Annotated in this window: 24 protein-coding genes, 2 pseudogenes and 1 riboswitch; of the genes and pseudogenes, 12 read left to right on the forward strand and 14 right to left on the reverse strand. The window is 63.8% G+C overall.

Translation table 11 applies throughout. The features are described 5' to 3' along the window. Positions 1 to 634, forward strand: a pseudogene (locus X742_RS147160) (hypothetical protein); the annotation flags it as partial. Between the two features lie 18 nt (positions 635 to 652). Here X742_RS147160 and X742_RS147155 read toward each other — a convergent pair. Genes X742_RS147155 through X742_RS147140 form a run of 4 tightly spaced genes read right to left on the reverse strand, consistent with a single transcriptional unit; the run spans position 653 to position 3730 of the window. Further along, positions 653 to 952, reverse strand: a complete 300-nt coding sequence (locus tag X742_RS147155; RefSeq protein WP_023773911.1) for a CcdB family protein — start codon at positions 950 to 952, stop codon at positions 653 to 655. Next, complete coding sequence (locus tag X742_RS147150; protein WP_023773912.1) at positions 952 to 1194, reverse strand: type II toxin-antitoxin system CcdA family antitoxin; 243 nt, start codon at positions 1192 to 1194, stop codon at positions 952 to 954. Before X742_RS147150 ends, X742_RS147155 begins: the two co-directional genes overlap by 1 nt. A 54-nt stretch (positions 1195 to 1248) precedes the next feature. Next, positions 1249 to 3069, reverse strand: a complete 1821-nt coding sequence (locus tag X742_RS147145) for an ABC-F family ATP-binding cassette domain-containing protein (protein ID WP_023773913.1) — start codon at positions 3067 to 3069, stop codon at positions 1249 to 1251. A 1-nt stretch (position 3070) separates the two neighbouring features. Beyond that, positions 3071 to 3730, reverse strand: coding sequence for a thiamine diphosphokinase (locus tag X742_RS147140; protein ID WP_023773914.1), 660 nt, complete (start codon positions 3728 to 3730; stop codon positions 3071 to 3073). Positions 3731 to 3816: 86 nt separating this feature from the next. Continuing rightward, positions 3817 to 3931, forward strand: a riboswitch (TPP riboswitch). A 43-nt stretch (positions 3932 to 3974) separates the two neighbouring features. Here X742_RS147140 and thiB point away from each other — a divergent pair. The 4 genes from thiB (at position 3975) to X742_RS147120 (ending at position 9140) form a co-directional block, all read left to right on the forward strand. Further along, positions 3975 to 4973 carry a thiamine ABC transporter substrate binding subunit gene (gene thiB / locus X742_RS147135; protein WP_023773915.1) on the forward strand — a complete coding sequence of 333 codons (999 nt, stop codon included), beginning with the start codon at positions 3975 to 3977 and terminating at the stop codon, positions 4971 to 4973. Positions 4974 to 5051: 78 nt separating this feature from the next. Further along, positions 5052 to 6671 (forward strand): thiamine/thiamine pyrophosphate ABC transporter permease, encoded by a 1620-nt coding sequence (gene thiP, locus X742_RS147130; protein WP_023773916.1) that lies wholly within the window; start codon positions 5052 to 5054, stop codon positions 6669 to 6671. Beyond that, the gene (gene thiQ / locus X742_RS147125; protein WP_023773917.1) at positions 6664 to 7440 is read left to right on the forward strand and encodes a thiamine ABC transporter ATP-binding protein; all 777 of its coding nucleotides are present in this window, start codon (positions 6664 to 6666) and stop codon (positions 7438 to 7440) included. Before thiP ends, thiQ begins: the two co-directional genes overlap by 8 nt. A 230-nt stretch (positions 7441 to 7670) precedes the next feature. Next, positions 7671 to 9140 (forward strand): M48 family metalloprotease, encoded by a 1470-nt coding sequence (locus tag X742_RS147120; RefSeq protein ID WP_023773918.1) that lies wholly within the window; start codon positions 7671 to 7673, stop codon positions 9138 to 9140. Between the two features lie 16 nt (positions 9141 to 9156). On the opposite strand, the gene X742_RS147115 is transcribed toward X742_RS147120, so the two are convergent. Further along, positions 9157 to 10020, reverse strand: a complete 864-nt coding sequence (locus tag X742_RS147115) for an RNA polymerase factor sigma-32 (protein ID WP_023773919.1) — start codon at positions 10018 to 10020, stop codon at positions 9157 to 9159. A 302-nt stretch (positions 10021 to 10322) separates the two neighbouring features. Between X742_RS147115 and X742_RS147110 the strand changes: the two genes are divergently transcribed. From X742_RS147110 to X742_RS147100, 3 genes are all read left to right on the forward strand, one after another. Further along, the gene (locus X742_RS147110) at positions 10323 to 11096 is read left to right on the forward strand and encodes an amino acid ABC transporter substrate-binding protein (protein WP_023773920.1); all 774 of its coding nucleotides are present in this window, start codon (positions 10323 to 10325) and stop codon (positions 11094 to 11096) included. Positions 11097 to 11230: 134 nt separating this feature from the next. Next, positions 11231 to 11911 (forward strand): amino acid ABC transporter permease, encoded by a 681-nt coding sequence (locus tag X742_RS147105; protein WP_023773921.1) that lies wholly within the window; start codon positions 11231 to 11233, stop codon positions 11909 to 11911. Further along, entirely contained in the window at positions 11908 to 12678 is a 771-nt protein-coding gene (locus tag X742_RS147100) for an amino acid ABC transporter ATP-binding protein (RefSeq protein WP_023773922.1), read from the forward strand. The genes X742_RS147105 and X742_RS147100 overlap by 4 nt, the downstream gene beginning before the upstream one ends. 79 nt (positions 12679 to 12757) lie before the next feature. Here X742_RS147100 and X742_RS147095 read toward each other — a convergent pair whose 3' ends face one another. The 7 genes from X742_RS147095 to X742_RS147070 all read right to left on the reverse strand — a co-directional run bounded on the left by X742_RS147095 (position 12758) and on the right by X742_RS147070 (position 20747). Continuing rightward, positions 12758 to 13339, reverse strand: coding sequence for a CarD family transcriptional regulator (locus X742_RS147095; protein ID WP_015315301.1), 582 nt, complete (start codon positions 13337 to 13339; stop codon positions 12758 to 12760). 369 nt (positions 13340 to 13708) lie between these two features. Then, positions 13709 to 14047, reverse strand: a complete 339-nt coding sequence (fdxA, locus tag X742_RS147090) for a ferredoxin FdxA (protein WP_015315302.1) — start codon at positions 14045 to 14047, stop codon at positions 13709 to 13711. A 227-nt stretch (positions 14048 to 14274) separates the two neighbouring features. Then, positions 14275 to 14661: an RNA-binding S4 domain-containing protein gene (locus X742_RS147085; protein ID WP_023773923.1), complete on the reverse strand. Its 387-nt coding sequence runs from the start codon at positions 14659 to 14661 to the stop codon at positions 14275 to 14277. A gap of 10 nt (positions 14662 to 14671) precedes the next feature. Further along, entirely contained in the window at positions 14672 to 18031 is a 3360-nt protein-coding gene (locus tag X742_RS147080; RefSeq protein WP_023773924.1) for a helicase-related protein, read from the reverse strand. Between the two features lie 231 nt (positions 18032 to 18262). Further along, entirely contained in the window at positions 18263 to 18565 is a 303-nt protein-coding gene (locus tag X742_RS1000000174150; protein WP_156939419.1) for a hypothetical protein, read from the reverse strand. Between the two features lie 171 nt (positions 18566 to 18736). Continuing rightward, positions 18737 to 19462: an acetoacetyl-CoA reductase gene (phbB, locus tag X742_RS147075; RefSeq protein WP_015315305.1), complete on the reverse strand. Its 726-nt coding sequence runs from the start codon at positions 19460 to 19462 to the stop codon at positions 18737 to 18739. 106 nt (positions 19463 to 19568) lie between these two features. Beyond that, positions 19569 to 20747 (reverse strand): acetyl-CoA C-acetyltransferase, encoded by a 1179-nt coding sequence (locus tag X742_RS147070; protein WP_023773925.1) that lies wholly within the window; start codon positions 20745 to 20747, stop codon positions 19569 to 19571. Positions 20748 to 20833: 86 nt separating this feature from the next. Between X742_RS147070 and X742_RS1000000176590 the strand changes: the two genes are divergently transcribed. Both X742_RS1000000176590 and phaR read left to right on the forward strand, forming a co-directional pair. Next, positions 20834 to 20962, forward strand: a complete 129-nt coding sequence (locus X742_RS1000000176590) for a hypothetical protein (RefSeq protein ID WP_023773926.1) — start codon at positions 20834 to 20836, stop codon at positions 20960 to 20962. Between the two features lie 81 nt (positions 20963 to 21043). Continuing rightward, positions 21044 to 21652 (forward strand): polyhydroxyalkanoate synthesis repressor PhaR, encoded by a 609-nt coding sequence (phaR, locus tag X742_RS147065; protein ID WP_023773927.1) that lies wholly within the window; start codon positions 21044 to 21046, stop codon positions 21650 to 21652. 20 nt (positions 21653 to 21672) lie between these two features. Here phaR and X742_RS147060 read toward each other — a convergent pair whose 3' ends face one another. Beyond that, positions 21673 to 22815 (reverse strand): citrate synthase, encoded by a 1143-nt coding sequence (locus tag X742_RS147060; RefSeq protein ID WP_023773928.1) that lies wholly within the window; start codon positions 22813 to 22815, stop codon positions 21673 to 21675. A 93-nt stretch (positions 22816 to 22908) separates the two neighbouring features. Here X742_RS147060 and X742_RS01000000170450 point away from each other — a divergent pair. Both X742_RS01000000170450 and X742_RS147055 read left to right on the forward strand, forming a co-directional pair. Beyond that, positions 22909 to 23969: pseudogene (locus tag X742_RS01000000170450) on the forward strand (citrate synthase/methylcitrate synthase). 219 nt (positions 23970 to 24188) lie between these two features. After that, entirely contained in the window at positions 24189 to 25319 is a 1131-nt protein-coding gene (locus X742_RS147055; RefSeq protein ID WP_023773929.1) for a patatin-like phospholipase family protein, read from the forward strand. A 252-nt stretch (positions 25320 to 25571) separates the two neighbouring features. On the opposite strand, the gene X742_RS1000000176595 is transcribed toward X742_RS147055, so the two are convergent. Then, positions 25572 to 25694 (reverse strand): hypothetical protein, encoded by a 123-nt coding sequence (locus tag X742_RS1000000176595; protein ID WP_023784811.1) that lies wholly within the window; start codon positions 25692 to 25694, stop codon positions 25572 to 25574. Positions 25695 to 26133 lie beyond the last annotated feature (439 nt).

The raw sequence follows: 26133 nt of genomic DNA on the forward strand, positions 1-26133 counted from the left end.
AGCCGCCACGCCGCCGTCGGCACCGGCAGCCGCAACGCCGCCGACGGCACCGGCTGCGGCCGTGGCGCCAACCTCGGTTCCGGTGGGCCAGAAGGCGATCTTCTATGAGGAGCGCACCAGCACCGCGCAGGGTTCAGCCGAACCCGGCAGCATCGTCTGGTCGCTGGTGCAGGAATCGCCAGGCGGCGACCTGCCGCCCGAGCCGGCGATCCGTGCCGAGGCGACTATTCCCGGCAAGGACATCCAGTTGCGCATGACCATCCGTCGCAACACCGACCAGACCCTGCCGGCCAGCCATATCATCGAGATGATCTTCCTGACCCCCGATGGGTTCGAAGGCGGCGGCGTCGACAACATATTGCGCGTTGCCATGAAGAGTTCGGAACAGGACGCCGGCAGCCCGCTGATCGGCATCCCGGCCAAGATCGCCGACGGCTTCTTCCTCGTCGCGCTCAACGACACCAAGGCCGACGAGGACGCCAACATGACCCTGTTGCGCGGCCAGGACTGGATCGACGTGCCGGTCGTCTACAAGACCGGACGGCGGGCACTGCTGACCATGGAAAAGGGCATTCCCGGCGAGAAGGTGTTCGACGAGGCTATCAAGGCCTGGCAGGCCAAGACGGCGGGCTGAGGCCAGGTCCGTCTCTGTTCAGAAGCCTTGGAACAGCATGTCGAGTGCAACAACGATCTCGTCATGATGCCGGGAAAGATTTCCTTCGACGTCCGGCAATTCGGAGGCCGTCAAGGCTGAGATGAACTGTGTGACCATCACATGGTCTTTGCCGTCGATGGCGAAGGTCGGGTTTAGTCGGCGGCCCGGAACCGGAGCCATATTGGGCGGCATCAACGGAATGACGACTCTCGTGGTCAGCCTGTCAAGAAGGTCGGACTGAACATCGAGAAGATAACCGTTGCCGTCGATATTCCGATAAAGATCGTAACGTGCCATCAAAACAGTCGATATTTGGCCAATGGCAGTCCGTTGCGCTCCACGTAGGCGTTGGAGCTTTCAATCGCTTCCGTGTTCTCTTCTTGCCAACGGCGCGTTTTTTCCGCTGCAATTGCCTGGGCGATACCTGCCTCGGCAGCACGGGAGATGTTGATGCCCAGCGCCTTGGCGTCTTTGAGCAGCTGGGAGTCTATGGACGTGTTGACGGACTTTCGTTGAGATTTCTGGGTCGAGTGCAGCATAGAAATTGCTCCCCTTATGCGCATAATATGTGCGCATGAAGGAACATGCAATCTTCACCCTTCCATCTCCTCGCGCAGCATCTCGAGTTCCAGCCATTCTTCCTCGAGCACGGCCAACGTCGCACGCTCCTTGTCGAGGGCGGCGATCGTCTTCTGGAACGAGGCCGGGTCGCGTTCGTAATAGGCCGGGTCGGCGATGTTATTCTCCAGCCGCGAGATCGACGCGGTCACTGCCTCGATCTTCTTTGGTAGGGACTCCAGCGCGAACTTCTGCTTGAACGACAATTTCTTCGCCGGCCCTTTTGGCGCCGCCGGATCGCTTTTGCCCGGTGTCGGCGCATCGCCGGCTTCCGCCTTGGCGCGCGCCTTGCGGTCGTCAAGCCTGGTGCCGCCTCGCTGCGCCAGCATGTCGGAATAGCCGCCGGCATATTCGACCCAGCGGCCGCCGCCATCCGGCGCGATCACGCTGGTCACGGTGCGGTCGAGGAAATCGCGGTCGTGGCTGACCAGTATGACGGTGCCGGCAAAGCCGGCGACCAGTTCCTGCAGCAGTTCCAGCGTCTCCATGTCGAGATCGTTGGTCGGCTCATCGAGAACCAGAAGATTTGCAGGCCGTGCCAGCACGCGTGCCAGGATCAGCCGCGCCCGTTCGCCGCCGGACAGCTCGCGCACTGGTGTGCGGGCCTGTTCCGGCTTGAACAGGAAATCCTTCATATAAGACACGACGTGGCGCTGCTCGCCATTGATGACGAGGTTCTCGCCGCGCCCGTCGGTGAGATATTGCGCCAGCGTCTCTTGCGGGTCGACCGCCTCGCGCTTCTGGTCGAGCGTGGCGATCTCCAGATTGGTGCCGAGCCGGACCGAGCCAGCGTCCGGCGCCAATTCGCCGGTCAGCATCTTCAGAAGTGTCGTTTTGCCGGCGCCGTTCGGCCCGACAAGGCCGACGCGGTCGCCGCGCTGGATGCGGGTCGAGAAGCCCTTGACGACGGTAAGGTCGCCAAAGCTCTTCTCGATGTTCTTGGCCTCGATCACCAGCTTGCCGGATTCGGCGGCGTCGCTTGCCACCATTGTCGCGGTGCCTTCGGCGCCGCGATGGCCGCGAAAACGCTGGCGCATGGTCTGCAACTCGCCGAGGCGCCGCATGTTGCGCTTGCGCCGCGCCGTCACGCCGTAGCGCAGCCAGTGTTCCTCGCGCACGATCTGGCGGCCGAGCTTGTGCTGCTCGCGCTCTTCCTCTTCCAGTACTAGGTCGCGCCATTCCTCGAAATGACCAAAGCCCTTGTCCAGCCTGCGCGTCTGGCCGCGATCGAGCCAGACTGTGGCGCGCGACACGCGCTCGAGGAAGCGGCGATCATGGGAGATGACGATGAGCGCGGAGGAAGTCCGGATGAGCTCTTCCTCCAGCCATTCAATGACAGATAAATCAAGATGGTTAGTCGGCTCATCAAGAAGCAGGATGTCGGGCTCAGGCGCCATGACGCGGGCAAGCGCGGCGCGCCTGGCCTCTCCGCCGGACAGGTCGCCAGGCCGTTCTTCGCCCGACAGGCCGAGATGCTCCATCAGATAGCTGGCGCGGTAGGGATCGTCGGCGGGCCCGAGCCCGGCCTCGACATAGGCGCGCACGGTGGCAAAGCCGTCCATGTCGGGCATTTGCGGCAGATAACGCACCGTCGCCGAAGGCTGGCGGAACACCTCGCCGTCCTGTGGCTCGATCAGGCCGGCGGCGATCTTGAGCAGCGTCGACTTGCCGGATCCGTTACGGCCGACCAGCGCAATCTTGTCGCCGGCCGAAGCGGTCAAGGCGGCGCCGTCGAGCAGTGGCGCGCCGCCAAAGGTCAGTCTTATCCCGTCGAGATTGAGAAGAGGCGGGGCCATGTCAGCTTTCGGGCAATGGATAGGGATGGGCGAGCAGCAGCGCGCGGCCATGGCCGAGCGCGATGTCGAGGCGGCCCCCGGTCTTGCCGAACTTGACCTCGTTGGAAATGGTCAGTGACGAACCGAATGCCACCTCAACCTTGTCGAGCGGCCATTTGGCGCCCGTGACGGTCAGGCCGGAGAGTTCGGAGAAGCCGAGAATCGAGAGCAGCGTGCCGTCGGCATAATCGAAGCCGGCCCTACCGGGCAGCAAGGGAACACCTTCCTGGGCGCCGCTGGTCAGACACACATCCATTCCGGCCTCGGCCAGCCGCAGGCCAAGCGCCAGATGCAGGAAGGCGTGGTCGGCGCGCTTGCCGCCGAATGCGCCCGCCAGCACAAGGCGGGTCGCCCCGCGCTCCAGTGCGGCCGCGATCGCCAGTTCTCCGTCGGTCTTGTCCTTTTCCGCCGGGAAGGTTTGCCGCGGCACGGCGGCGAGGTCGGCGGGCAGATCAGCCGGAACCGAGTCGAAATCACCCACCCACAGTTCCGGCACGAGGCCCAGCATCCGCGCATGGCCAATGCCGGCGTCGGCGGCGATGACGCGCGAGCCTTCGACCTGGCGGTCGAGCCGAGGCGTGCGGATGAGATCGCCGCCAAGCAGGATGGTGAATATGCTCATATCCCGTCGCCTTACCAGCCCGGCACCGGAAACGGAAGGCGGCAAAGTCCCACTTGCGCGGGTCATCGGCCCGGCCTATGTGTCGAAACGCTCTAACGGGGTGCCGGACGCGAATTTCGCGGGCCGGCTGAGAGGCAGTCTCGCCAACCCGCTGAACCTGATCCGGTTTGTACCGGCGGAGGGATTAGACGTTTCGGACACTCCGACGCCTCAATTCCTTTCAACGCAAACGAAGGAGGCGCCGATGCGCACGCTTTTATATTCTCTGATCGCCGCCACGGCAGTGACCCTGTCCGGGCCGGCCTTGGCCAAGGACAAGCTCACCGTCTACACCTATGAGAGCTTCACCGCCGACTGGGGTCCCGGTCCCGTGGTGAAGAAGGAATTCGAGGCAGAATGCGGCTGCGATCTCGAGTTCGTCTCGGTCGCCGATGGCGTGGCGCTGCTCAACCGCGTCAAGCTGGAAGGCGCTTCGACCAAGGCCGACATCGTGCTCGGTCTCGACACCAATCTCACCGCCGATGCCAAGGCCTCGGGCCTGTTCGCGCCACATGGCGCAGTGACGGACGTCAACGTGCCGGGTGGCTGGAGCGACGGTACTTTTGTTCCCTTCGACTATGGCTACTTCGCCGTCGTCTACGATACCCAGAAGCTGAAGTCCCCGCCGAAAAGCCTGAAGGATTTGGTGGAGGGTAGCGCCGACGACAAGATCGTCATCCAGGACCCGCGCACATCGACGCCCGGTCTCGGACTGCTGTTGTGGGTGAAGGCGGTCTATGGCGACAAGGCGCCCGAGGCCTGGGCCAAGCTCAAGACCAAGGTGCTGACCGTGACGCCGGGCTGGAGCGAGGCCTATGGCCTGTTCACCAAGGGCGAGGCGCCGATGGTGCTGTCCTACACCACCTCGCCAGCCTACCACATGGTCGCCGAGAACACCGAGCGCTATCAGGCGGCGTCGTTCGAGGAAGGCGAATATCTGCAGATCGAGGTCGCGGGCATCACCATGACCGGCGCCAAGAATCCGCTGGCGGAAAAGTTCATGGCCTTCATGACCGGACCGAAATTCCAGGAAGCCATTCCCGAGACCAACTGGATGTTCCCGGCCGGCAAGACCGACAAGCCGCTCAACCCCGCCTTCGACAAACTGGTCAAGCCGACCAAAACCTTGCTGTTCAGCCCGGAGGAGGTGGCGGCCAACCGCAAGGCTTGGGTCGATGAATGGCTGGCGGTGATGAGCAAGTAGCTTTTGTGGGCTAATCTCGTGACATGACCGCTCTACGGCGACGCTCCCTAAGCTTCACCCAATCGTTGATGGTGCGGCGTGCAAACCCGCTCTGATACCCGCATCACAGCCGGCATCATAGGGCTCGCCGCCATCGCCATTTTGATCGGCGGCGCGTTTGCGGGGCTGCTTGTGGAAGGTGCTCGCGATTTTTCCGGCGCTTGGGCCGCGTTCGATCCCTACCTGTTCCGGGTCGTGCGGTTCACGCTCTTGCAAGCGGCCCTGTCGACGCTGCTCTCGGTCGGGCCGGCCCTGTTCGTGGCGCGGGCGCTGTCGCGGCATCCACGGTTTTTCGGCCGTGCCTTCATCTTGCAGCTCTTCGCTGTGCCGCTGGCGCTGCCGGCGATAGTCGCGGCGCTCGGCATCCTGGCGCTTTATGGCCGCGCCGGCTATTTCGCGGGCCTGTTCAACTGGGTTGGCGGCCAGGGTTGGCCGGGCATCTATGGCCTGTCCGGCATTCTCGTCGCGCATGTCTTCTTCAATCTGCCGCTGGCCACACGTCTGCTCCTCGAGGCGCTGCAGACCATTCCCTCCGACCAATGGCGGCTGGCGAGCCAGCTCGGCATGGGGGCGCGGCCGGCATTCCGGCTGATCGAGTGGCCGACGCTGCGTGCTGCGCTGCCCGGTGTCGCCGGACTTGTCTTCATGCTGTGCATCACATCCTTCACCATCGTGCTGACGCTCGGCGGCGGGCCGGGCGCGACGACGCTCGAAGTCGGCATCTATCAGGCATTGCGCTTCGATTTCGATCCCGCGAGGGCTGTTGCGCTGACACTGCTGCAGATCGCCTTGACCTTCATCGTGGTGCTGACGTTGACCCGGCTCGGAGCCGACGTCGTCGGCGACGCCAACCTGCCGGTCGCGCCGCGCCGCTACCTCTCCGTCAACAGGACTGAAGCTTGGCTGAACGCGACGCTCATCGTGTTGGCCTTGCTCTTCGTCGCCGGGCCGATGGTGGCGACCGTGGCGGCCGGACTTGGCGCCGACCTCGGCCGGCTTGCCGGCGAGGCCAGTGTCCGTCAGGCGACGCTGACCAGTGCTGTACTCGCTTTCCTATCGGCATTGCTTTCGGTGATGCTTTCGCTGGCATTGACCATGGCGCGCAGGGCGCTGGCGTCGAACCGCCGCTTCGGGGCAAGGACACTGCTCGAAGAGGCCACCGATACCGGCGCTGGGTTCGTCCTGGTCGTGCCGCCGATCGTCGTCGGCGCCGGCTGGTTCCTGTTGCTGCGCCATGTCGGCGATGTCTTTGCCATCGCCCCGCTCATGGTCGTCACCGTCAACGCTGTCATGGCGATGCCTTTTGCGCTGCGCGCCATCCGTCCCGCCTATGATGCGGCAAGCGAGCGGCACGAGCGGCTCTGTGCGCAGCTCGGAATTTCCGGCTGGTCAAGACTGTGGTTGGTCGACTGGCCGACGTTGCGGCGCCCGCTGGCCACCGCTTTTGCCTTCGCCATGGCACTGTCGCTCGGCGATCTCGGCGTCATCGCCCTGTTCGGCAGTGATTCCGTGCAGACCTTGCCCTACCTTCTCCTGGCGCGCATGGGCAGCTACCGAACCGAGGACGCCGCCGGCTTGGCGCTGCTGCTCGGCCTTGTCTGCCTGGGATCGGTGCTGGCGGCGGACCGGCTGGGAAAGGAGACGGCCAGCAATGTCTGACGAGGCGGGTGGCGGCAAAGGGGTTTCGGTGCGGCTGGACAAGGTTTCGTTCAGCTATGGCGAGGCGTTGTTCGCCTTCGATGCCGAGTTCACGGCGGGGCAAATCACCGCCATCATGGGACCGAGCGGCTCCGGAAAGTCGACGTTGCTCAATCTGGTGGCCGGGTTCGAGCCGCCGCGATCCGGCCGCGTGCTGATCGGCGGGGCCGATGTCAGCACCGCGCCACCGGCGACGCGGCCGGTGTCGATGGTTTTTCAGGAAAACAACCTTTTCGCGCATCTTTCCGTCGAGCAGAATGTCGGGCTCGGCCGTTCGCCATCGTTGCGGCTAGCCGAAGCCGACCGCGCTGCGATCACCGATGCGCTTGCGCGCACCGGCCTTGCCGGCAAGGAGAAGCGGCTGCCGCGCGAACTTTCCGGCGGTGAGCGCCAGCGCGTCGCCCTGGCTCGCGTGCTGGTGCGTGACCGCCCGGTGTTGCTGCTCGACGAGCCTTTCGCTTCGCTTGGGCCCGCCTTGCGAGACGATATGCTCGACCTCGTTGCCGGCCTGCATGCCGAGCGTGGCATGACGGTACTGTTCGTCACGCATCAGCCGCAAGATGCCCGCCGCATCGCTCGGAGGCTGGTGTTTCTCGAGAACGGCGCCGTCGCCGCTATCGGCACGGCAGATGATTTCTTTGCCGGGGCTGGTCCGGAGGCATTCCGGCGCTATATCGGAGCCGGTGGCGGGGGTGCTTTATCACGAGATATTGCCCGGAAGCGGACATAATTTACGCTCAAACCGGCCCGACGCGATGTGGCGCTTGCTTGCCATGACTGGAGTAGTGTGGCTAGGTCCGCCCGATACCGGTCCGGCACAGGCCGTGATTTGCCTACAGCTTCCGCCGCATGCTTCGAGGGGCGCGTGACGGATACTGTAGCAGTTTTGTTTTGCGCATGTGGTCATGCGCAGGGACCTGAAAGGAAGCCGTTCTGGCGATCGGCGTTGACAGGCTACGAATGAACCCGCTGGCGCGCTTTATGGCGCTGGCCGGCTTTGCCGTGGCGCTGGCAAGCTGCCAGATGTTCACGCCTCCGGAAGTGCAGGAATCAGGCTTCCAGCCATCCGACAAGCCGATCACGGTCGACAATGTCGCCGCCAACAACAAGCTCGCGGAACTCGCCAAGGCGCAGCATCCGCGCATCCTGGCGACCTATGGCGGCGAATATTCAGATCCCAAGCTCGAACGCATGGTGGCCAAGGTGGTCGGCAATTTGACCGTGGTGTCGGCGAACCCGACCCAGACCTACCGCATCACCATCCTCAATTCGCCCAACGTCAACGCCTTCGCGCTGCCGGGCGGCTATCTCTACATAACGCGCGGCCTCTTGGCGCTGGCCAATGACTCGTCCGAGCTCGCCGCCGTCATCGCGCATGAGATGGGCCACGTCACCGCCAATCATGGGCTGCAGCGCCAGCAGCTGGAGGCCGAGGAAGGTCTGGCGACCAAGGTCGTTTCCGATGTGCTTGGCGACAGCCCGACCGCCAAGGCTGCACTTATCCGCGGCAAGCTCAGGCTGGCGCAGTTCTCGCGCAACCAGGAGCTTGAGGCTGACGCCATCGGTATCAAGTCGATCGGCGAAGCCGGCTACGATCCCTATGCCGCCGGCCGCTTCCTGCAGTCGATGTCGGCCTATACCGATTTCCGCTCGATCAGCGGCGCCACCGACGCCAGCCTCGACTTCCTGGCGACGCACCCCAACACGCCGCAACGCATCGATTTGGCACAGCGTCACGCCCGACAGTTCGGTGCGCCCGGCTTCGGTACACGCGACCGCGATTCCTTCCTCGCCGGCATAGACGGCCTGCTTTACGGCGACACGCCGGAAGAGGGCTATGTGCGCGGTGAAACCTTCCTGCATCCAGGCTTGGGCGTGTCGTTCACGGTGCCGGACGGTTTCATCATCGACAATTCGGCGGCGGCGGTGACGGCGACCGGCCCCGGCGATATAGCGATCCGCTTCGACGGTGTTTCGATAGACAAGAATCGCGCCCTGACCGACTATATCAGAAGCGGCTGGGTGGCCGGCCTCGACGACAGCACCGTCAAGCAGGAAACCATCAACGGCAATGAGGCGGCGACCGCGCATGCAGGCGCCGAAGGCTGGCAGTTCGATATCGCCGTGATCCGCGCCGGCGGTCAGGTCTACCGATTGCTGACGGCCGCCCCTTCGGCCAGCACCTCGCTTGAAACGGTGGCGCGCTCGGTCAGCGGCTCCTTCCGCATCCTCAGCCCCGCCGAGAAGGCGGCACTGAAACCACTGCATATTCGCGTGCTCACCGTGCAGCCGGGACAGACGATGGGGTCGCTTGCCGCGCAGATGGTTGGCGTCGACCGCAAGCTCGACCTGTTCCGCGTGCTCAATGCGCTGTCGCCGGGGGCCGCGGTTTCGGCCGGCGACAAGGTCAAGATCGTCACCGACAAATAAAAGCTCGAGCGGGAGATCAGGCGGCCGTCGCCATGAATTCCGGATTCTGCTTCACCAGGGCGACCTTGAGCTTTTCCATGGCGCGCGCCTCGATCTGGCGGACACGTTCCTTGGAGATGCCGAGCGTCTCGCCGAGCGCCTCTAGCGTGGCCCCCTCATCATTCAGCCGGCGTTCCTCGATGATCCTGAGTTCACGCGCGTTGAGCGCGTGAAGCGCTTCCTTGAGCCAGAGCGAGCGGCGCGCGACATCGATTTTGTCGCCGACAATTTCGTCGGGCAAGGGATCGTCCGAGACCAGAAAATCCATCCGCTCGGTGCCGCCCGCATCGTCGGCCAGCGGTACGTTCAGCGAAGAATCCGGAGCCGACAGCCGTGAATCCATCATCGCCACATCAGCCTCGGAGACACCAAGCGCAACTGACACCTCGCGGTAGAGATTTGTGTTGGAGAGCGGCTCGGCGCCGTTCGCCAGACGCGCGCGCAAGCGTCTGAGATTGAAGAACAGGGCTTTTTGCGCCGAACTGGTGCCGCCGCGCACAATCGACCAGTTGCGCAGGATGTAGTCCTGCATCGAGGCGCGGATCCACCACGTCGCGTAGGTCGAGAACCGCACCTCGCGCTCCGGTTCAAAACGTGCGGCGGCCTCCAGCAGTCCGACATGGCCTTCCTGAACCAGATCGCCGAGCGGCAGCCCGTAGTGGCGGAATTTCGAGGCCATGGAAATAACCAGCCGCATGTGGGCAACCGTGATGCTGTGCAGCGCGTTCTGGTCGTTGTTTACTTTCCAGAGCAATGCCAGCCGATGCTCCTCCTCGCGCTCGAGATAGGGCGCCTTCATTGCCGCGCGGACCATGATCCGTCCTGCCGTGTCTTCCATCATAAGGCGCTCCGTGGCTCGGCGAGGCAACTTGGCAGACACCGGCTTGAAATGACGGCGGCGTGCCCTACAACAGCCAAAACTGTCATGCGCGGGAAAGGTTCCGCCGGTGCGGGCAGGGCGAGCGCTAGCGTCCGCGCAGTTGTCTGGAACTTCCGAGCTTGCGAGTAAATTCCTTCCGGAGAATTTGATTTCCGAGAGACGCTCTCTTTGAAATTTCATTCCTTATTTTTTCGATCGGCATCTGCCATTTTCCAGCCCTCACAGCATGCCGGGTTACCGGCCAAGGACGGGATCACAGAAAAATGAAATGGCTCAAATCACTCATCATCGCCGGAACGTTGCAGGCCCTGGCCATCGCATCGGCCCACGCCGGCGCCAATCTCGACCAGATCAAGCAGGCCGGAGTCATCAAGGTCGGCACGGAGGGCACCTACGCTCCGTTCACCTACCATGACGCTTCCGGTGCGCTGGTTGGCTTCGATGTCGAAATCGCCAAGGCGATCGCCGATAAGCTCGGCGTCAAGGCTGAGTTCCTCGAAGGCAAGTGGGACGGGCTGATCGCCGGCCTCGATGTCAACCGTTATGATGCCGTCATCAACGAAGTCGGCATCACCGACGCCCGCAAGGCCAAGTACGACTTTTCCGATCCCTATATCGCTTCCAAGGCAGTGCTGATCGTGCGCGGCGACAACACCGACATCAAGACCTTCGCCGACCTCAAGGGCAAGAAGGCGGCGCAGTCGCTGACATCCAATTTCGGCAAGCTGGCCGAAACCAATGGCGCCGAACTGGTCGGCACCGACGGCTTCGACCAGTCGATCCAGCTGCTTTTGACCGGCCGTGCGGACGCTACGATCAATGACAGCCTGTCGTTCCTCGACTTCAAGAAGCACAAGCCGGACGCCAACGTGAAGATCGCCGCCCAGGAAGAGAATGCCGATTACTCCGGCGTCATCGTTCGCAAGGGCGATCCGGAGCTGGTCGCTGCCATCAACAAGGCGCTGGCCGACATCAAGGCCGACGGCACCTACCAGAAGATCGCAGACACCTATTTCGGCCAGGACGTCTCGAAGTAGTTCACCAAGAAGGGCCGGCTGTCGCCCTGCCACGCATCCAGCGGCGAGCCGTCTTTGACGGCTCGCCGCTTTTGTCGTGATATGGCTGACGCATTCGCGCTTCGATGACGCCCTTCCATTCCGGAGGATATTTCGTGCCGCACTGGCTGCAACTGATGCTGGACTCGCTGCCTTCGCTGCTGTGGGCAGCGTTGATCTTTACGGTGCCGCTGACGCTGCTGTCCTTCGTGCTCGGCCTGACGGTGGGGCTGGGCGCGGCGCTAGGCCGGCTGTTCGGCCCGAAGCCGCTGGTGGCGCTCGTGCGCTTCTATGTCTGGATCTTCCGCGGCACGCCACTCCTGGTGCAGCTCTTCCTGATCTTCTACGGCCTGCCGTCGGTCGGCATCCTGCTTGACGCCTTCACCGCGGCGCTGATCGGCTTCACGCTAAACATCGGCGCCTACACGTCGGAAATCATCCGGGCAGCCATCGGCTCGGTGCCCAAGGGCCAGTGGGAGGCCGCCTATTCCATCGGGATGACCTGGGGCCAAGCGATGCGGCGCACCATTCTGCCGCAAGCCGGACGGGTGGCGGTGCCGCCGCTCTCCAACACCTTCATCTCGCTGGTCAAGGACACGTCGCTGGCCGCCGCCATCACCGTTCCGGAGATGTTCCAGGCGGCGCAACGCATCGTCGCCACCACCTACGAGCCGCTCATCCTCTATGTCGAGGCGGCGATCCTCTATCTGGCGATGAGTTCGGTGCTGTCGGCCTTGCAGACGCGGCTGGAGGAGCGGCTCAACCGCTATGGCGGCTTCCTGGAGGCACGCTCATGATCAGCCTCACCAACATCGAAAAGCGTTTCGGCGACAATCTCGTGCTGAAGGGGGTGACTGTCGCCATCGCCGAAGGCAGCGTCACCGCGCTTGTCGGCCCTTCCGGCGGGGGGAAAAGCACGCTGCTGCGCTGCATCAACCTGCTGGAGATCCCAACTTCGGGCACGGTGCGGATCGGCGACGAGACGCTTGAGTTCCGCCCGGGCGGCAAGGTCTCGGCGGCGGACATAAGGCGTCTGCGCCTGCAGACCGGCATGGTGTTCCAGAATTTCCAGTTGTTTCCGCATCGCACCGCCATCGAAAATGTCATGGAAGGCTTGGTTACGGTGCTCAAATGGTCGCCGCAGAAGGCGCATGAGCGGGCACTCGCGCTGCTGGAGAAGGTCGGCATGGTGCATAAGGCGGATGCCTGGCCGGCGACGCTGTCGGGCGGCCAGCAGCAGCGCGTGGCGATCGCCCGTGCGCTGGCGCCGTCGCCGAAGGTGCTGCTGTGCGACGAACCGACTTCGGCGCTCGACCCGGAGCTGGCGCAGGAGGTGGTCGATGTGCTGGGTCAGCTCGCCAGCGAGGGAACGACCATGGTGATGGCGACGCATGATTTGCGCCTGGCCTCCAAGATCGCCCAGGAGGCGGTGTTCCTCGACGCCGGCACCATCGTCGAGCAGGGGCCATCCGCCAAGCTGTTCGGCAATCCGGAGCGCGAACGCACCAAGCGGTTCATCGCCACGCTGAAGCAGGAGGCGGCGGAGAAGGACGGAGGCGCATAGGCGCGACAATCGCGGCCTTCCCCAAATACAAAAAACCCGGCGCGAGGCCGGGTTTTCGTCAACTTGAGTGCGAAAAAGCTCAGGCAGCTTCTTCCTGCTCGGCTTCCTCATTGTCGGCCTTGGCGCCACGCTTAGGGCCTTTGTTGAGGTTGACCTCGATCAGGCGTACGGCTTCGGTTTCCGACATGCGGTTGACGGCCGCGATCTCGCGGGCCATGCGGTCGAGTGCCGCCTCGTAGAGCTGGCGTTCGGAATAGGACTGCTCCGGCTGGTTATCGGCGCGATAGAGGTCGCGCACGACCTCCGAAATCGAGATCAGGTCGCCCGAATTGATCTTGGCATCATATTCCTGGGCACGGCGCGACCACATGGTGCGCTTGACGCGGGCGCGGCCCTGCACGACCTTCAGCGCGCGCTCGACATAATCCTCCTCCGACAGCTTGCGCATGCCGATCGAGGTCGCCTTGGCAACCGGCACCTTCAGGCGCATCTTGTCCTTCTGGAAGTCGATGACGAACAGTTCCAGCTTGTGGCCGGCCACTTCCTGCTCGTCGATCGAGACGATCTGGCCGACGCCATGCGCCGGATAGACGATGAACTCGCCGGTCTTGAAACCGTGACGTGCAGCTGTGGACTTCTTCTGCGGGGTGATCGTTGCCATTACGCCCTGAACTCCTTGTTGTGGGCCGGCGGCGGTGCCGGCTGAACTCACGTGACCGGGGTCACCGATCATTAGCCGCACAACAGATGAACCCACCGGAAAAGCCGGGACCGGCAAACCGCAAGAATTGCGACCGCCTGGCCCAGATCGCTCTGGTCCGAAATGGGATTTTCACCTTTCAGTGATTTGGGGCGTCTGCGCCATAAATCGACGTTGTGTCACCGGCATGTTTCGCTGATGTAACACAAAAAGTCGGAAGAATCAAGGTTTTGCTACGTAAGCGGAGGCCACAACCAATCGCCGCCTGTCAAGGCGGTTAATCCGGCGTGCCTGTTACGCTGCGTCATACAAGCCTTTACAGCGGCGTTGTCAATCGCCTTCGCCGGGCTCGGCGGAGAAGTATTTCTCGAATTTGCCGGCCTCGCCGTCGAAGCTCTTGGCGTCGGCGGGCGGCTCCTTCTTGGCGGTGATGTTGGGCCATTTATCGGCATATTCGGTGTTGATCTGCAGCCATTTGTCGAGGCCGGACTCGGTGTCGGGCTTGATCGCGTCGGCCGGGCATTCCGGCTCGCAGACGCCGCAGTCGATGCACTCGTCGGGATGGATGACGAGCATGTTCTCGCCTTCGTAGAAACAGTCGACCGGACAGACCTCGATGCAGTCCATATATTTGCATTTGATGCAGTTGTCGGTCACGACATAAGTCATCGGTCGGCTCCGGGATGTCCCGTTTTTGCTGGCTTTTTCCGTGAGGTAACGCCTTTATCGGCTGCTTGCAAGAGTAGCCATTCCCACTGGCGCCAGAGTTTGGGAATTGAATTTCAGATCGGCGGTGCCGGGACGGTCCCACACCCCTCACCGACGTTCGTTTGCCGGTCCAAATCTGTTTTGGTTGCCGTTGCCGCGGGAGAGCACATCCGCGTCGATCGACAGGCTCAATCTTCGTCGCGCAATCGGTCGGTCTGGCGACGCTCTTTTTTGGTCGGGCGGCCGCTGCCTGCCTCGCGCATCGCCGGGATAGCATCGGGCGGGGTGTCGCCTTTCGGTGCGGGCGGGGGCGACATGTCTTGATAAAGAGTGCGAGCTTCCTCGGACGGGCCGCGCCGCGCGCCTGCGCCGAGCACCTTCCAGACGAAGATACGCCGGTCGAGCGTGATGGTCAGCACGTCGCCTGGCTTGACCAGATCGGAGGCCTGCGCTGCTTTGTCGCGATTGATGCGAACACGGCCGGCGACCACCAATTTGGCCGCGAGCGAGCGCGATTTCACCGCGCGCGAGAAGAACAGCCATTTGTCGATGCGCTGACGGCCTTCAGCAACCATCGAAGCGAATTTACTTCTTCAATTGGTCGCGCAAGGCGGCGAGCTTGGCGAAGGGCGAGTCCGGATCGAAACGTACCGGGCGCTCCTCGCGCGGCTTGGGCTGGAAGGCGGGCTTTCCGCCGCGATCGGCACCCTTGCCTTCCGGCCTGCCGCCCTTCCAGTCTGGCCGGCCTTCGCGGCGCTCGGGACGCTCGCCCTGCGGGCGGCCGTCGTGGCGCTCAGCGCCCTCAGCTTGCGGTTTGGGCTTGTACTTCGAGCGGTCGAAGCGCGGCTTTCCGGCGCCGTCGCGGCGTCCTTCGTGTGCGGGACGGTCCGCCGGCGCGTCTGTTGCCTGTTCGCCGCCGGCCGGCGCGTTGCTTCGGCCGCGCGCCTGTCCGTTTTGCGGCCGGTTGTTGCGGCCGTCGCGATGACGCGGACGCTGGTCGAAGCGACCTTGGCGCCACAGCAGGATCGGCTTTGGCGCTTCGGCTTCCGGCACGGGTTCACCGGCGGCTTCCGCCACGGCAGCTTCCGTCGATGCGGAGGCTTCGACGGCGGGCTCCGCCGCTGCGGTTTCCTCGGTGAGTGCCGCGTCAACCTCGGCGGTTTCAGGTTCGGCCCACGGCTCAACCGGCGCCGGCTCGGCGACTTCGACAGCGGCTACAGGCTCCTCCGCAACTTCAGCGGTGGCTTCCGCCTGCTCTTGCGCGACGGTTTCCACCGTCGCGTCGGCTGCGACTTCGGCTGGAACCCGTGTCTCCACGGCGGTTGCCGCATCCGACACCAGTTCGGCTCCCTCGGCGGCCGGCGAAGCCGCCGCTTCCGCCGCCTTGGCTTGTTCCGCGCGGGCTGCTTCTTCGGCTGCCTGCCTGGCCGCGGCGGCTTCCCGCGCGGCATTGTCCTGCGCTTCCAGCCGTGCCTTGACTTCCGCGGCCGGCTTCGGCTCGGCGCGATAGCCGAGACCCTTGAGGATCTCTTCCATGTCGTCGGCGGTTGCGCCAAGGATCGACATCATCGGCGGCGTCACCATGAATGACTGGCCGTCATAGGCGCCGTCCGGACGCTGGCCAAGGCCGGGCTTCCAGTTGGTCGCCGGGCGGATCAGGTCGGCCAGCCGCTCCAGAATGTCGATGCGCACGGCGCGGCGGCCGAGATTGCGGTACCCAGCGAGCTTGTAGAAGGCTTTGTCGAAGGCCGGGTCGATGACAACAGAGGTGCGGCCCGAGGCCAGCGAGTGGACGACGTCGCCGAAGCCTGGCTTGTCCTTGCCGTCGTTCTTCAGCGCCCAAAGCAGCGTCACCAGCCCAGCGGGTGCCGGCTTGATCAACGCCGGCACGAACACGTGGTATGCGCCGAAGCGGACGCCAAGCCGGCGCAGCGCCGCGCGGCCTTCCTGGTCCAAGGATTTCATCTCTTCGGCGATGTCACGACGGTTAATGAGGCCGAAATTCTCGACCAGCTGGAAAGCGATGCCACGGCCGATGCCGGAAATCTGCTCGGCGTTTTTCAGATCGACCAGCGGCTTCAACAACGACTCGATCTGGAAATTGACGAAGCGTTCGGCGCGCGCCGCGACCTTGTCGCGCGCCGGGCCCGTCAGCTGTTCGTCAGCCAGCAACACCAGGCGCGGCTTCAGCGCGTCTTCGCCCGAGACCAGCGTGCCTATCGGCGCGCCGATCCAGCGCAGCGTGCCGTCCGAACCGAGCGCGAGATCGCCATTGGCGCAGGCGCCGAAGCGCTCCGCGCGTGCCTCGAACTCGGCGGCAAGCGCCTTTTGCGCGGCAGTGCGCACGGCCTTGGCGTCTTCGCCGCCGGCGGTCTGGTCGGCGGTGAAGCGGAACCCTTGCAACTCGCCGACATGATGGCTTTCGACAAGGACGGTTCCGGTAGGACTGATTTCGGCTTCAGGCATGGTATTTTCTCTAAGGCGCCGCATGAGGACGGAAGTCCTGCGGTCTACGAAGCGTTTCGTCAACCGCTCATGCAGCGCATCCGACAATCTGTCTTCGATTTCGCGCGTCTTTTCCTGCCAGTGTGCCTGATCGGCCAGCCAGCCGGGCCGGTTCGACACGAATGTCCAGGTGCGGATCTGGGCGATGCGGTGCGACAGCGTGTCGATGTCGCCCTCGGTGGTGTCGGCGCGGCGCACCTGTTCGGCCATGTAGTTCTCGTCGACATGGCCCTGCCGGGCGAGGTCCATGTAGATCGAGGCGATGAGGTCGGCATGCTGGGCAGGCGCGATCTTGCGATAGTCGGGCAGGGCGCAGGCTTCCCACAGCAACGCCACGCGCTTTGCATTGGTGGCGAGCGCGCGGATGTCTTCGTCGCGGGAGAGATGTTCGAGCGCTTGCGCATCGACGGCCGGCAGCGCGCGTGTCAGGCCCTCGACCGGCGCGTTGGTTTCGATCGAGCGCTTCAGCGCATCAAGGCTGGCGAAATCGAATTGGGCGGTGCGCCACTGCAGCACCTTCACCGGGTCGAAGTCATGGCCCTCGATCTTCTGGACGAGATCCTCGTCCAGCGGATCGACCTGGCCGGTGACGCCGAACGTGCCGTCGCGAAGATGCCGGCCGGCGCGGCCGGCGATCTGGCCGAGCTCGGCTGCCGTAAGATTGCGGTACTGGTAGCCGTCGAACTTGCGGTTCTGGGCGAAGGCGACATGGTCGAGGTCAAGGTTGAGGCCCATGCCGATCGCGTCGGTGGCAATGAGATAGTCGACATCGCCCGACTGGAACAGCGCCACCTGGGCATTGCGAGTGCGGGGCGACAGGGCCCCGAGAACGACGGCCGCACCACCCTGCTGGCGGCGGATGAGTTCGGCGATGGCATAGACCTCGTCGGCGGAGAAGGCGACGATCGCGGTACGCCTGGGCAAGCGGGTCAGTTTCTTGGAGCCGGCATAGGCCAGATGTGACAGCCGCGGCCGCGTCACTACGGAGATGCCTTTCAGCAGCCGCTGGAGAATGCCGTGCATGGTGGCCGCGCCAAGCAGCAGCGTCTCCTGGCGGCCGCGCAGATGCAGGATGCGGTCGGTGAAGATATGGCCGCGCTCGAGGTCGCCGGCCAGTTGCACCTCGTCGATGGCAACAAAGGCGGCGTCGGTTTCACGCGGCATGGCTTCGACGGTGCAGACCGAATATTTGGCGCCCGGCGGCTGGATCTTCTCCTCGCCGGTGATCAGCGCCACTTTGTTGGCACCGACCTTTTCGCAGACGCGCGTGTAGACCTCGCGGGCCAGCAGCCTCAGCGGCAGGCCGATGACACCGGTTTCGTGCGCGACCATGCGCTCGATGGCGAGATGGGTCTTGCCGGTATTGGTCGGCCCAAGCACGGCGGTCACGTCGCGGCCCGACAGGATCAGCGGCTCGGTGTGTTTCGGCTGGATGTTCATCGGCTCGGAAATAAGGCTTTCTGGCCTCTCGTGGTCGGGAGCGTGCCAGGGTGGCGCGTATGACAGCCGACACATAGGGTTTTCGGGCGCGAAGCGAAAGCAGAATGTTCCGGCAGGGTTCCGCAGACACCCGCCTCACTCCGCAAATCAGCCCTGCTTAACAGTTGGAACGAGTCTGGAACGAATCAGCGACGAATCGGCGACTCCGCCAGATTCAGCTTTTGTTCACGGCTAGATATGGATTTTGGGACCACGAGTCTCACCACATGCTGAATCGCCGAACTGGCCCGTTTTATGCTGGGCGGGTCCTGCCGTTAACTTCCGCCGGGAACAATGAGGGGGAGTCGGTGCGCGCTCGGATAAGCTTATGAAACTGTTAATCTTTCTAAACTCGACGTTAAAGAATAGCAGCTTATCGCGGCCATTAATCTTAACATTGGGCTCAAAGCCGGAACGAATCGGCGACAAAGCAGCGCCGGCCGTATTTTCTGCTTTTGTTCTCTCAATATCTTGTGTTGTGAACAGCTTATCCACCGAGAATCCAAAGGCTTAACCACAGGGTTCGCACAGACGCGCCTACCGGCATTAACCTTTGCGTGCCGAATTGGGGCATTGCGTAACAGCCATTTGGAAACGGACCGATTTCCGGTCCGCTTATCGCAGGTGCTTATGGATCCGCAGCCTTGGACCGCGCGAGCAGACGTCTCAGACGAAGTACTGGCCGCCATTGGCGGTGAGGGTCGAGCCGGTGATGAAGCCGGCATCTTGCGAAGCGAGGAAGACCACGCAGCGCGCGATCTCTTCCGGCTCGCCAAGACGGCCGACCGGGATTTGCGGGATGATGCGCTCGTTGAGCACCTTTTCGTCGATCGCCTTGACCATCTCGGTGGCGATGTAGCCAGGGCAGATGACGTTGACGGTGATGCCCGCGCGGGCGCCTTCCTGGGCGAGCGCCTTCGAGAAGCCGATGTCGCCGGCCTTGGCGGCGGAGTAATTGACCTGACCGGCCTGGCCCTTCTGGCCGTTGATCGAGGAGATGGTGATGACGCGGCCGAACTTGCGGTCGCGCATGCCGCCCCACAGCGGATGGGTCATGTTGAAGACACCGGACAGATTGGTATCGATCACCTCTTTCCACTGCTCGCGGGTGATCTTGTGGAACATGGCGTCGCGGGTGATGCCGGCATTGTTGACCAGCACCGAGACAGGGCCGAGGTCGGCTTCGACTTGTTTGATACCGGCCGCGCAAGCGTCATAGTCGGCGACCGACCATTTGTAGACCGGAATGCCGGTCTGCGCCTTGAACTTCGCCGCCGCCTCGTCGTTGCCGGCGTAGTTCGCGGCAACCGAATAGCCGGCGTTCTTCAAAGCGATCGAGATCGCCGCGCCGATGCCGCGCGATCCACCCGTGACGATTGCAACCTTGGTCATGCATTTCCCCTTCTTAAATCGCCCTGTTGTCGGGCTTGGCAGGCACTGGACTTACCATAGGCACCACATGTGAAACGGGCGGCTTGCGCCGCCCGTCCAAAGTCTATCAGAAAGCCTCCACGCACATGGCGACGCCCATGCCGCCGCCGATGCATAGGGTGGCCAGCCCCTTCTTGGCGCCGCGTCGGCGCATTTCGAAGACCAGCGTGTTGAAGATGCGGGCGCCCGAGGCGCCGATCGGGTGGCCGATGGCGATGGCGCCGCCATTGACGTTGACGATCGAGGGATCCCAGCCCATGTCCTTGTTGACGGCGCAGGCCTGTGCGGCGAACGCCTCATTGGCCTCGACGAGGTCGAGATCCCCTGCCGACCAACCGGCTCGTTCCAAGGCCTTGCGTGAAGCGGGAATGGGTCCGGTGCCCATGATCGCCGGATCGACGCCGGCGGTCGCCCAGGAGGCGATGCGCGCCAGCGGGGTGATGCCGCGCCTGGCGGCTTCCGTTTCGCTCATCAGCAGCGCGCCGGCGGCACCGTCATTGATGCCGGAGGCATTGGCGGCCGTCACCGTGCCATCCTTGTCGAAGGCCGGCTTCAGCTTTGTCATGGCGTCGATCGTGGCGCCGTGGCGGATGTATTCGTCCTGATCGACAACCGTGTCGCCCTTCTTGCCCTTGATGGTGAAGGCGACGATCTCGTCCTTGAACTTGCCCGCCTTCTGCGCGGCCTCGGCCTTGTTCTGCGAGGCCAATGCGAACTGGTCCTGGTCGTCGCGGGTGATCTGGAACTGGCGGGCGACGTTCTCGGCGGTGTTGCCCATGTGGTAGCCATTGAAGGCGTCCCACAACCCGTCCTTGATCATGGTGTCGATCATCTTGTAGTCGCCCATTTTGACGCCGGCGCGAAGGTGCTCGGCGTGCGGCGACAGCGACATCGATTCCTGGCCGCCGGCAATGATCACCTTGGCGTCGCCGGTGGCGATCTGCTGCATGCCGAGCGCGATGGCGCGCAGGCCCGAACCGCAAACCTGGTTGAGGCCCCAGGCGGTGGTCTCCTTGGGCAGCCCGGCAAGCATCGAGGCCTGGCGGGCCGGGTTCTGGCCTTGCGCCGCGGTCAGCACCTGGCCAAGGATAACCTCGTCAATCTCGGCCGGTTCGACCCCGGCACGCGCCAAAAGTTCCTGGACGACGACGGCGCCGAGCTCATGCGCGGGCGTCGCGGCGAAGGCGCCGTTGAAGGAGCCTACAGCCGTGCGCGCGGCGCTGGCAATGACGATGGAAGCGGACATTTTCTTCTCCAGACTTCAAGGGTGTGGTTGTGCCGTTGAGGACTTTTCTTGCCCTTTCCCAACCCCAAGTCAAACCGGAAATCGGCATGGCGCCGATGCGCCGCAAATGGGCCGCGCATCGCGGTGCCGGCGGTCCGGTCGCTGCCGCGCAGCATATTTTGCCTGCCATGCAGCATTATATGATGCCGCAGTGCACAAACTGCTTGGAATTATGAGGCTTTTGCGCATATCCTCAAAAAGGGCGCAATCGTTACCGGCTGCTTACTGAGGCGTGCCGGTGTCCGGGGAGGATGCAGATGGCCGCAAAAGACGACCCTATCATTATCAAGAAATACGCCAATCGCCGCCTCTATAATACGGGGACGAGTACGTATGTGACGCTCGAGGATCTGGCCGAAATGGTCAAGAAGGGCGAGGAGTTCACCGTTCAGGACGCCAAGACCGGTGACGACATTACCCATCCGGTACTGACCCAGATCATTTTCGAGCTGGAGAACAAGGATGGGCAGAACATGCTGCCGATCCCGTTCCTGCGCCAGTTGATCGCTTTCTACGGCGATCAGATGCAGATGATCGTGCCGAGCTTCCTCGAGCAATCGATGATCGCCTTCTCCAAGGAACAAGAGCGGTTCCGCGAGCAGATGAAGGGCGCCATCGGCAAGTCGCCACTGGACGTGATGAAGATGGCGACGCCGATCAAGGCACTGGAAGAACAGACGCGCCGAAACATGGAAATGTTCCAGAACGCGATGCGGCTGTTCACGCCTTTTCCGCCGGCGGGCTCGGCTCCGGCAGCGGCCCCCGCCGAGCCGGCCAGGAAGGAAGCGGCTGAGAAGTCCGACGATCTGCAGCAGTTGAAGGACCAGATCGCGGCCATGCAGCGCAAGCTCGACACGATGTCGTGAGCGCATAGCGCTCACGCGATTTATGGCAGCAATCCCTCATAGCGGCCGCGCGGCCGGATGATGCTGCCGCTCACGATCTGTTCGACCAGATGTGCCACCCAGCCGACGCTGCGTCCAAGCGCGAAGAGGTGGAACGGTGCATCGCGCTTCAAGCCAAGGCCGTGCGCCAGCACGGCCAGGGCAAAATCGATATTCGGTTGGGCGCCGGTCGCCGCCATGGCGGCGGTTTCCAGCGACCGCAATGTTTCGTTGGTGTTGTCGAAGTCCGCCAGAAGCGCCGTGGCCCGGGGATCGCCCTCGGGATAGAGCTGGTGGCCGAATCCCGGCAGTGGCCGGTCGTGGCCAAGCCAGCGCCGGACCGCGGCATCGGCGCCATGCCGCATAGCGTCTTCGGCGAGTTGCATCACCGCTTCGCCGGCGCCGCCGTGGCGGGGACCGGACAGTGTCGTCAGGCCGGCCAGCAGACAAGCGGCGGGCGACGCTCCGGTCGAGGCCGCGACGCGGGCCGCGAAGGTCGACGCGTTGAGTTCGTGATCGGCAAGCAGCACAAGCGCACGCCGGATCGCATCCGCGCCATCGTCGTCCACCGACCAGCCCCGCGCCAATCGCTGGTGCACTGGTTCCGGCCCCGCCTCGGCACCGAGGGCGCTGGCCAGCACGCCGATCGCGTGCGCGGCATCGGTGCACAGCGAGGCAGCATTTCGTCCAAGCGAAGGCCGCGCCTGGCCGGCAAGCGAAGCGAGTTGCACAAACGCCTGGGCGCGGCCGGTCGGGCGCGGCGCATCTGGTGGCGATGCTTCGAAATGGACCGGGCCGGACAGAGCCCAGAGCAGTCCAGCGGTTTCTTCCAGCGTGGCATGGTCGGACAGCGCAACGGCATCCCGGCCCCGATAGATGAGGCTGCCGTGCCAGACGGTCGAAATCGCGGTGACGAGCGACGGCTCGCCCCAGGCGATCGCGCTTTCGGCGATGGCCGAGGGGCTGCGTCCGCGCGCCCTTCGGGTTGCCAGCGCCGCGATGTCGTCGGCGCGGTACTGGCTGCGGCGCGGATCTGCCCGATCCGGGCGCATGCCGATGCGCCCGCGGCTGACATAGGCATAGAGCGTCTGCGGCCTCACCCTGAGCCTTTCCAGCGCCTCTTCCCGCGACAACCATTCGGACATATCGAGCTCGGATATTGATTCTATTGATCAAGATTGATGCTTATGGCGTCCATCCTTATCTCCCACCGGGAAAAGCTTTAAGGAGACAAGGCCATGGCGAATGGGCTCGATGATGTGGTGGCGGCCGAAACCGTGCTGTCCGACGTGGATGGCCTGGGCGGCCGCCTGACGATCCGAGGCCATTCGCTTGGGGACTTGGCTGGACGATGGAGTTACGCCCGGGTCGTCCGCCTGCTGCTGGGCGGCTTCTTCGACGATCTGCCCGGTGACGCCGTACTGGCGGCACGGTTGGGCGAGGCACGCGTCGAGGTTTTCGACCGGCTCGCGCCTTCGCTGCCCCTGCTGGCGCCGCTCGAACTCTACAGCGCCATGCGCGCCGGCATGGCTTTGCTGCCGGATGGCGAAACGCTGGCCGACGCCTTGCGGCTGATCGCTGCGCCCGCGGTGCTGACGCCGGCCCTGCTGCGCCCGCGGCGCGGCGANACCATGCCACCGACATGTTGAGGATGCTCAGGGGAACGGTCCCGTCGCCGGCATCGGCAAAGGCGCTCGACACCTATCTGGTGACCGTTTGCGATCATGGCCTCAATGCCTCGACCTTCGCCACCCGCGTCGTCGCTTCGACCCTGGCCGGCCTGACATCGTCGGTGCTGGCCGGGCTTGGCGCGCTCAAGGGGCCGCTGCATGGCGGCGCGCCCGGCCCGGTCATCGACATGCTCGACGCCATCGCCGCGCATGGCGATGCGGCCGGCTGGCTGCGCGACGAGATCGCGCATGGCGAACGCATCATGGGCTTCGGTCACCGCATCTACCGCGTGCGCGATCCGCGTGCCGATGTCCTGAAAGCGGTGGTGCGCACGCTTGGCGGTGAGGGTGACACCGGCAGGCGGCTGGCTTTCGCCGAGACGGTCGAGCAAGCCGCGCTCGACGTGCTTCGGACTGCTAAGCCGCAGCGTTCGTTGCAGACCAATGTCGAATTTTACACCGCTCTGGTGCTGGAAGCGGCAGGGTTTCCGCCCGAGGCGTTCAGCAATGTCTTCGCAGCCGGGCGTGTTGCCGGATGGGTCGCGCATGCGCGCGAGCAGCAGACCACCGGAAGGCTGATCCGTCCGCAGTCACGCTATATCGGGCCTGTGCCGGACCTCGTCGCCTAGCTCCCATTTACCGGGCTTCATGCCCGTTTCGAAAGCTGCGGTTTCTCCCATGCAGCGGATTGGCCTTTCGCATGACCGAAATTTCATGTGATCACGCGACCGTGTTCGTGTTCTTGCCTTGATCCATTCTTATATGCTGCACTGCAACATAAGCTGGCGATAGCTGCTTCCTTCGAATGACGTAGGGGCGGGCCGGCGTATCAGGATGACAGAAACGCCATGACGAAGAACGGCAAGGTGGAGGAAAAGAAGAAGATCAACATCGCTCTCCAGGGTGGCGGCTCGCATGGCGCCTTTTCCTGGGGCGTGCTCGACCGGTTGCTGGAGGATGACAGGCTGGAGATATCGGCGGTGTCCGGTACCAGTGCCGGCGCGATGAACGCGGTGGCGCTGGCTGACGGTTTTGTCAGGGGCGGGGTCGAGGGCGCGCGCAGGAAGCTGGACGATTTCTGGCACGCGGTGGCCGCGAAGGGACGGTTCAGCCCCGTGCAACGCATGCCCTGGGATGTCGCCTGGGGCAATTGGTCTATCGAGAACACGCCGGGCTATGTCTTCTTCGACACCATGTCGCGGGTATTCTCGCCCTATGTCGCCAACCCGCTCGGCCTCAATCCGCTGCGCGACGTGGTCGCGCGGGAGATCGATTTCGGGAATGTCCATGCCTGCAAGTCGATGGAACTGTTCATCTCCGCCACCAATGTCGAGACAGGGCAGTTGCGAGTGTTTTCCGATGGCGAGATCGATCTCGACGCAGTAATGGCCTCGGCCTGCCTGCCGCAACTGTTCCGTGCTGTCGAGATCAAGGGCGTGCCCTATTGGGATGGCGGCTATGGCGGCAACCCGGCGCTCTATCCGTTCTTCAAGACGGCGGCGACCGAGGACGTGCTTCTGGTGCAGATCAACCCGGTGGTGCGCGAGGGAACACCAAAAAGCGCCAACGAGATTCAGAACCGCATCGACGAGATCACCTTCAATGCCGGGCTGCTGCGCGAATTCCGCTCGATCGCCTTCGTCAAGGAACTGATCGCCGCCCGGCGTCTGCCGCATGGCGAATACCGGGACATCCGCATGCACCGCATCGATGCCGACGAGGCGTTCAAGGATCTGTCGGCTTCGTCCAAGGTCAATGCCGAATGGGCGTTCCTGACCTATCTCAGAGATCTCGGCCGCACCGCCGCCAGCGACTGGTTGGAGGAGAACTACGACGCCGTCGGCAAGCATGCCACGCTCGATCTCTCGGGCGAACTCGACGACGGTTTCAAGCCGGTCCGCGGTCCAGCACCGGGCCGCCGGGTCAAGGAGTTTCTTGCAGCGCGCAAGAACCCGGAGGCGGAGCGCCGTCGGGCCTGAGCCCGCCGGCTGGCTCCACGGCAGTGTCGCCGGCAGCATGGCGGGTCTCCGGAGCAGCGCGTGTCCAGCGCTGCTGGCGTGACAGCAACCTTGGCGTGCGGAAGAGCCGTCATCATGCTGACGCCTGCTGCCACTCACGGTCAGATGGCGCCGGCCGGGAGACGTTCGAAGGGGTCGGGTGCGATGCTCGATACAGAATTGCGATTGGGACGAAATACACCCGGTGTTCCCGCACCTGTCTCGCGCCGGGCCCTATGTCGCGCGTATCGGGACGCGATGGTCCAGGATGTGATAATGCGGCACCATTGGTATTTTCAGCATCTGGCTCGACGTCGGTGCGTTGGCGGGGGCGAGCCTGATCTGAGCGATTGCCATGCCTCTTTTCCGAGCGATTCCAGCCCTTTGGCCCGTGTTGGTGGTGTCTCGGCCATCGCCCCGTCGCCGATCGCGCTGACGCGGATCGCGGGTTCGTGCCTGCACTTCGATCAGCGACGCGATGCGGATCGCGGCTGTAGTTCGGAGACGGCCGGACGGGCCTATGGCGAGCCGGGCGGGTCCCCAGCGGTCGACATTTCAGAGCCGGATCGTGAACCGGCGGCCGGCTTCACCAAGTAGCCTGGCAAGTCACGAAGGACCGTTTCATGACGGCCCAACCTTGTTCGGCTACGCAATGCTGCTGCAACTTTGGGACTATATTGCGATGCAACTTTGATGTAGAAGCGCGCTCGCCGATCACGGCAATTTGAACACGGTCAAGCGCGCACCCATATCGGCGACGCGCCCGCGTCATCAGACGCGGTGCTGGCCGACCCGT

It is taken from the genome of Mesorhizobium sp. LNHC229A00 (genome assembly GCF_000502415.1).
Lineage (GTDB): Bacteria > Pseudomonadota > Alphaproteobacteria > Rhizobiales > Rhizobiaceae > Mesorhizobium.

Coding starts and splice junctions, on each gene's coding strand:
- X742_RS147155 (WP_023773911.1), bottom strand. CDS start 952: ATGGCACGTTACGATCTTTATCGGAATATCGACGGCAACGGTTATCTT.
- X742_RS147150 (WP_023773912.1), bottom strand. CDS start 1,194: ATGCTGCACTCGACCCAGAAATCTCAACGAAAGTCCGTCAACACGTCC.
- X742_RS147145 (WP_023773913.1), bottom strand. CDS start 3,069: ATGGCCCCGCCTCTTCTCAATCTCGACGGGATAAGACTGACCTTTGGC.
- X742_RS147140 (WP_023773914.1), bottom strand. CDS start 3,730: ATGAGCATATTCACCATCCTGCTTGGCGGCGATCTCATCCGCACGCCT.
- thiB (WP_023773915.1), top strand. CDS start 3,975: ATGCGCACGCTTTTATATTCTCTGATCGCCGCCACGGCAGTGACCCTG.
- thiQ (WP_023773917.1), top strand. CDS start 6,664: ATGTCTGACGAGGCGGGTGGCGGCAAAGGGGTTTCGGTGCGGCTGGAC.
- X742_RS147120 (WP_023773918.1), top strand. CDS start 7,671: ATGAACCCGCTGGCGCGCTTTATGGCGCTGGCCGGCTTTGCCGTGGCG.
- X742_RS147115 (WP_023773919.1), bottom strand. CDS start 10,020: ATGATGGAAGACACGGCAGGACGGATCATGGTCCGCGCGGCAATGAAG.
- X742_RS147110 (WP_023773920.1), top strand. CDS start 10,323: ATGAAATGGCTCAAATCACTCATCATCGCCGGAACGTTGCAGGCCCTG.
- X742_RS147100 (WP_023773922.1), top strand. CDS start 11,908: ATGATCAGCCTCACCAACATCGAAAAGCGTTTCGGCGACAATCTCGTG.
- X742_RS147095 (WP_015315301.1), bottom strand. CDS start 13,339: ATGGCAACGATCACCCCGCAGAAGAAGTCCACAGCTGCACGTCACGGT.
- fdxA (WP_015315302.1), bottom strand. CDS start 14,047: ATGACTTATGTCGTGACCGACAACTGCATCAAATGCAAATATATGGAC.
- X742_RS147085 (WP_023773923.1), bottom strand. CDS start 14,661: ATGGTTGCTGAAGGCCGTCAGCGCATCGACAAATGGCTGTTCTTCTCG.
- X742_RS147080 (WP_023773924.1), bottom strand. CDS start 18,031: ATGAACATCCAGCCGAAACACACCGAGCCGCTGATCCTGTCGGGCCGC.
- phbB (WP_015315305.1), bottom strand. CDS start 19,462: ATGACCAAGGTTGCAATCGTCACGGGTGGATCGCGCGGCATCGGCGCG.
- X742_RS147070 (WP_023773925.1), bottom strand. CDS start 20,747: ATGTCCGCTTCCATCGTCATTGCCAGCGCCGCGCGCACGGCTGTAGGC.
- X742_RS1000000176590 (WP_023773926.1), top strand. CDS start 20,834: ATGGCGCCGATGCGCCGCAAATGGGCCGCGCATCGCGGTGCCGGCGGT.
- phaR (WP_023773927.1), top strand. CDS start 21,044: ATGGCCGCAAAAGACGACCCTATCATTATCAAGAAATACGCCAATCGC.
- X742_RS147060 (WP_023773928.1), bottom strand. CDS start 22,815: ATGTCCGAATGGTTGTCGCGGGAAGAGGCGCTGGAAAGGCTCAGGGTG.
- X742_RS147055 (WP_023773929.1), top strand. CDS start 24,189: ATGACGAAGAACGGCAAGGTGGAGGAAAAGAAGAAGATCAACATCGCT.
- X742_RS1000000176595 (WP_023784811.1), bottom strand. CDS start 25,694: ATGGCAATCGCTCAGATCAGGCTCGCCCCCGCCAACGCACCGACGTCG.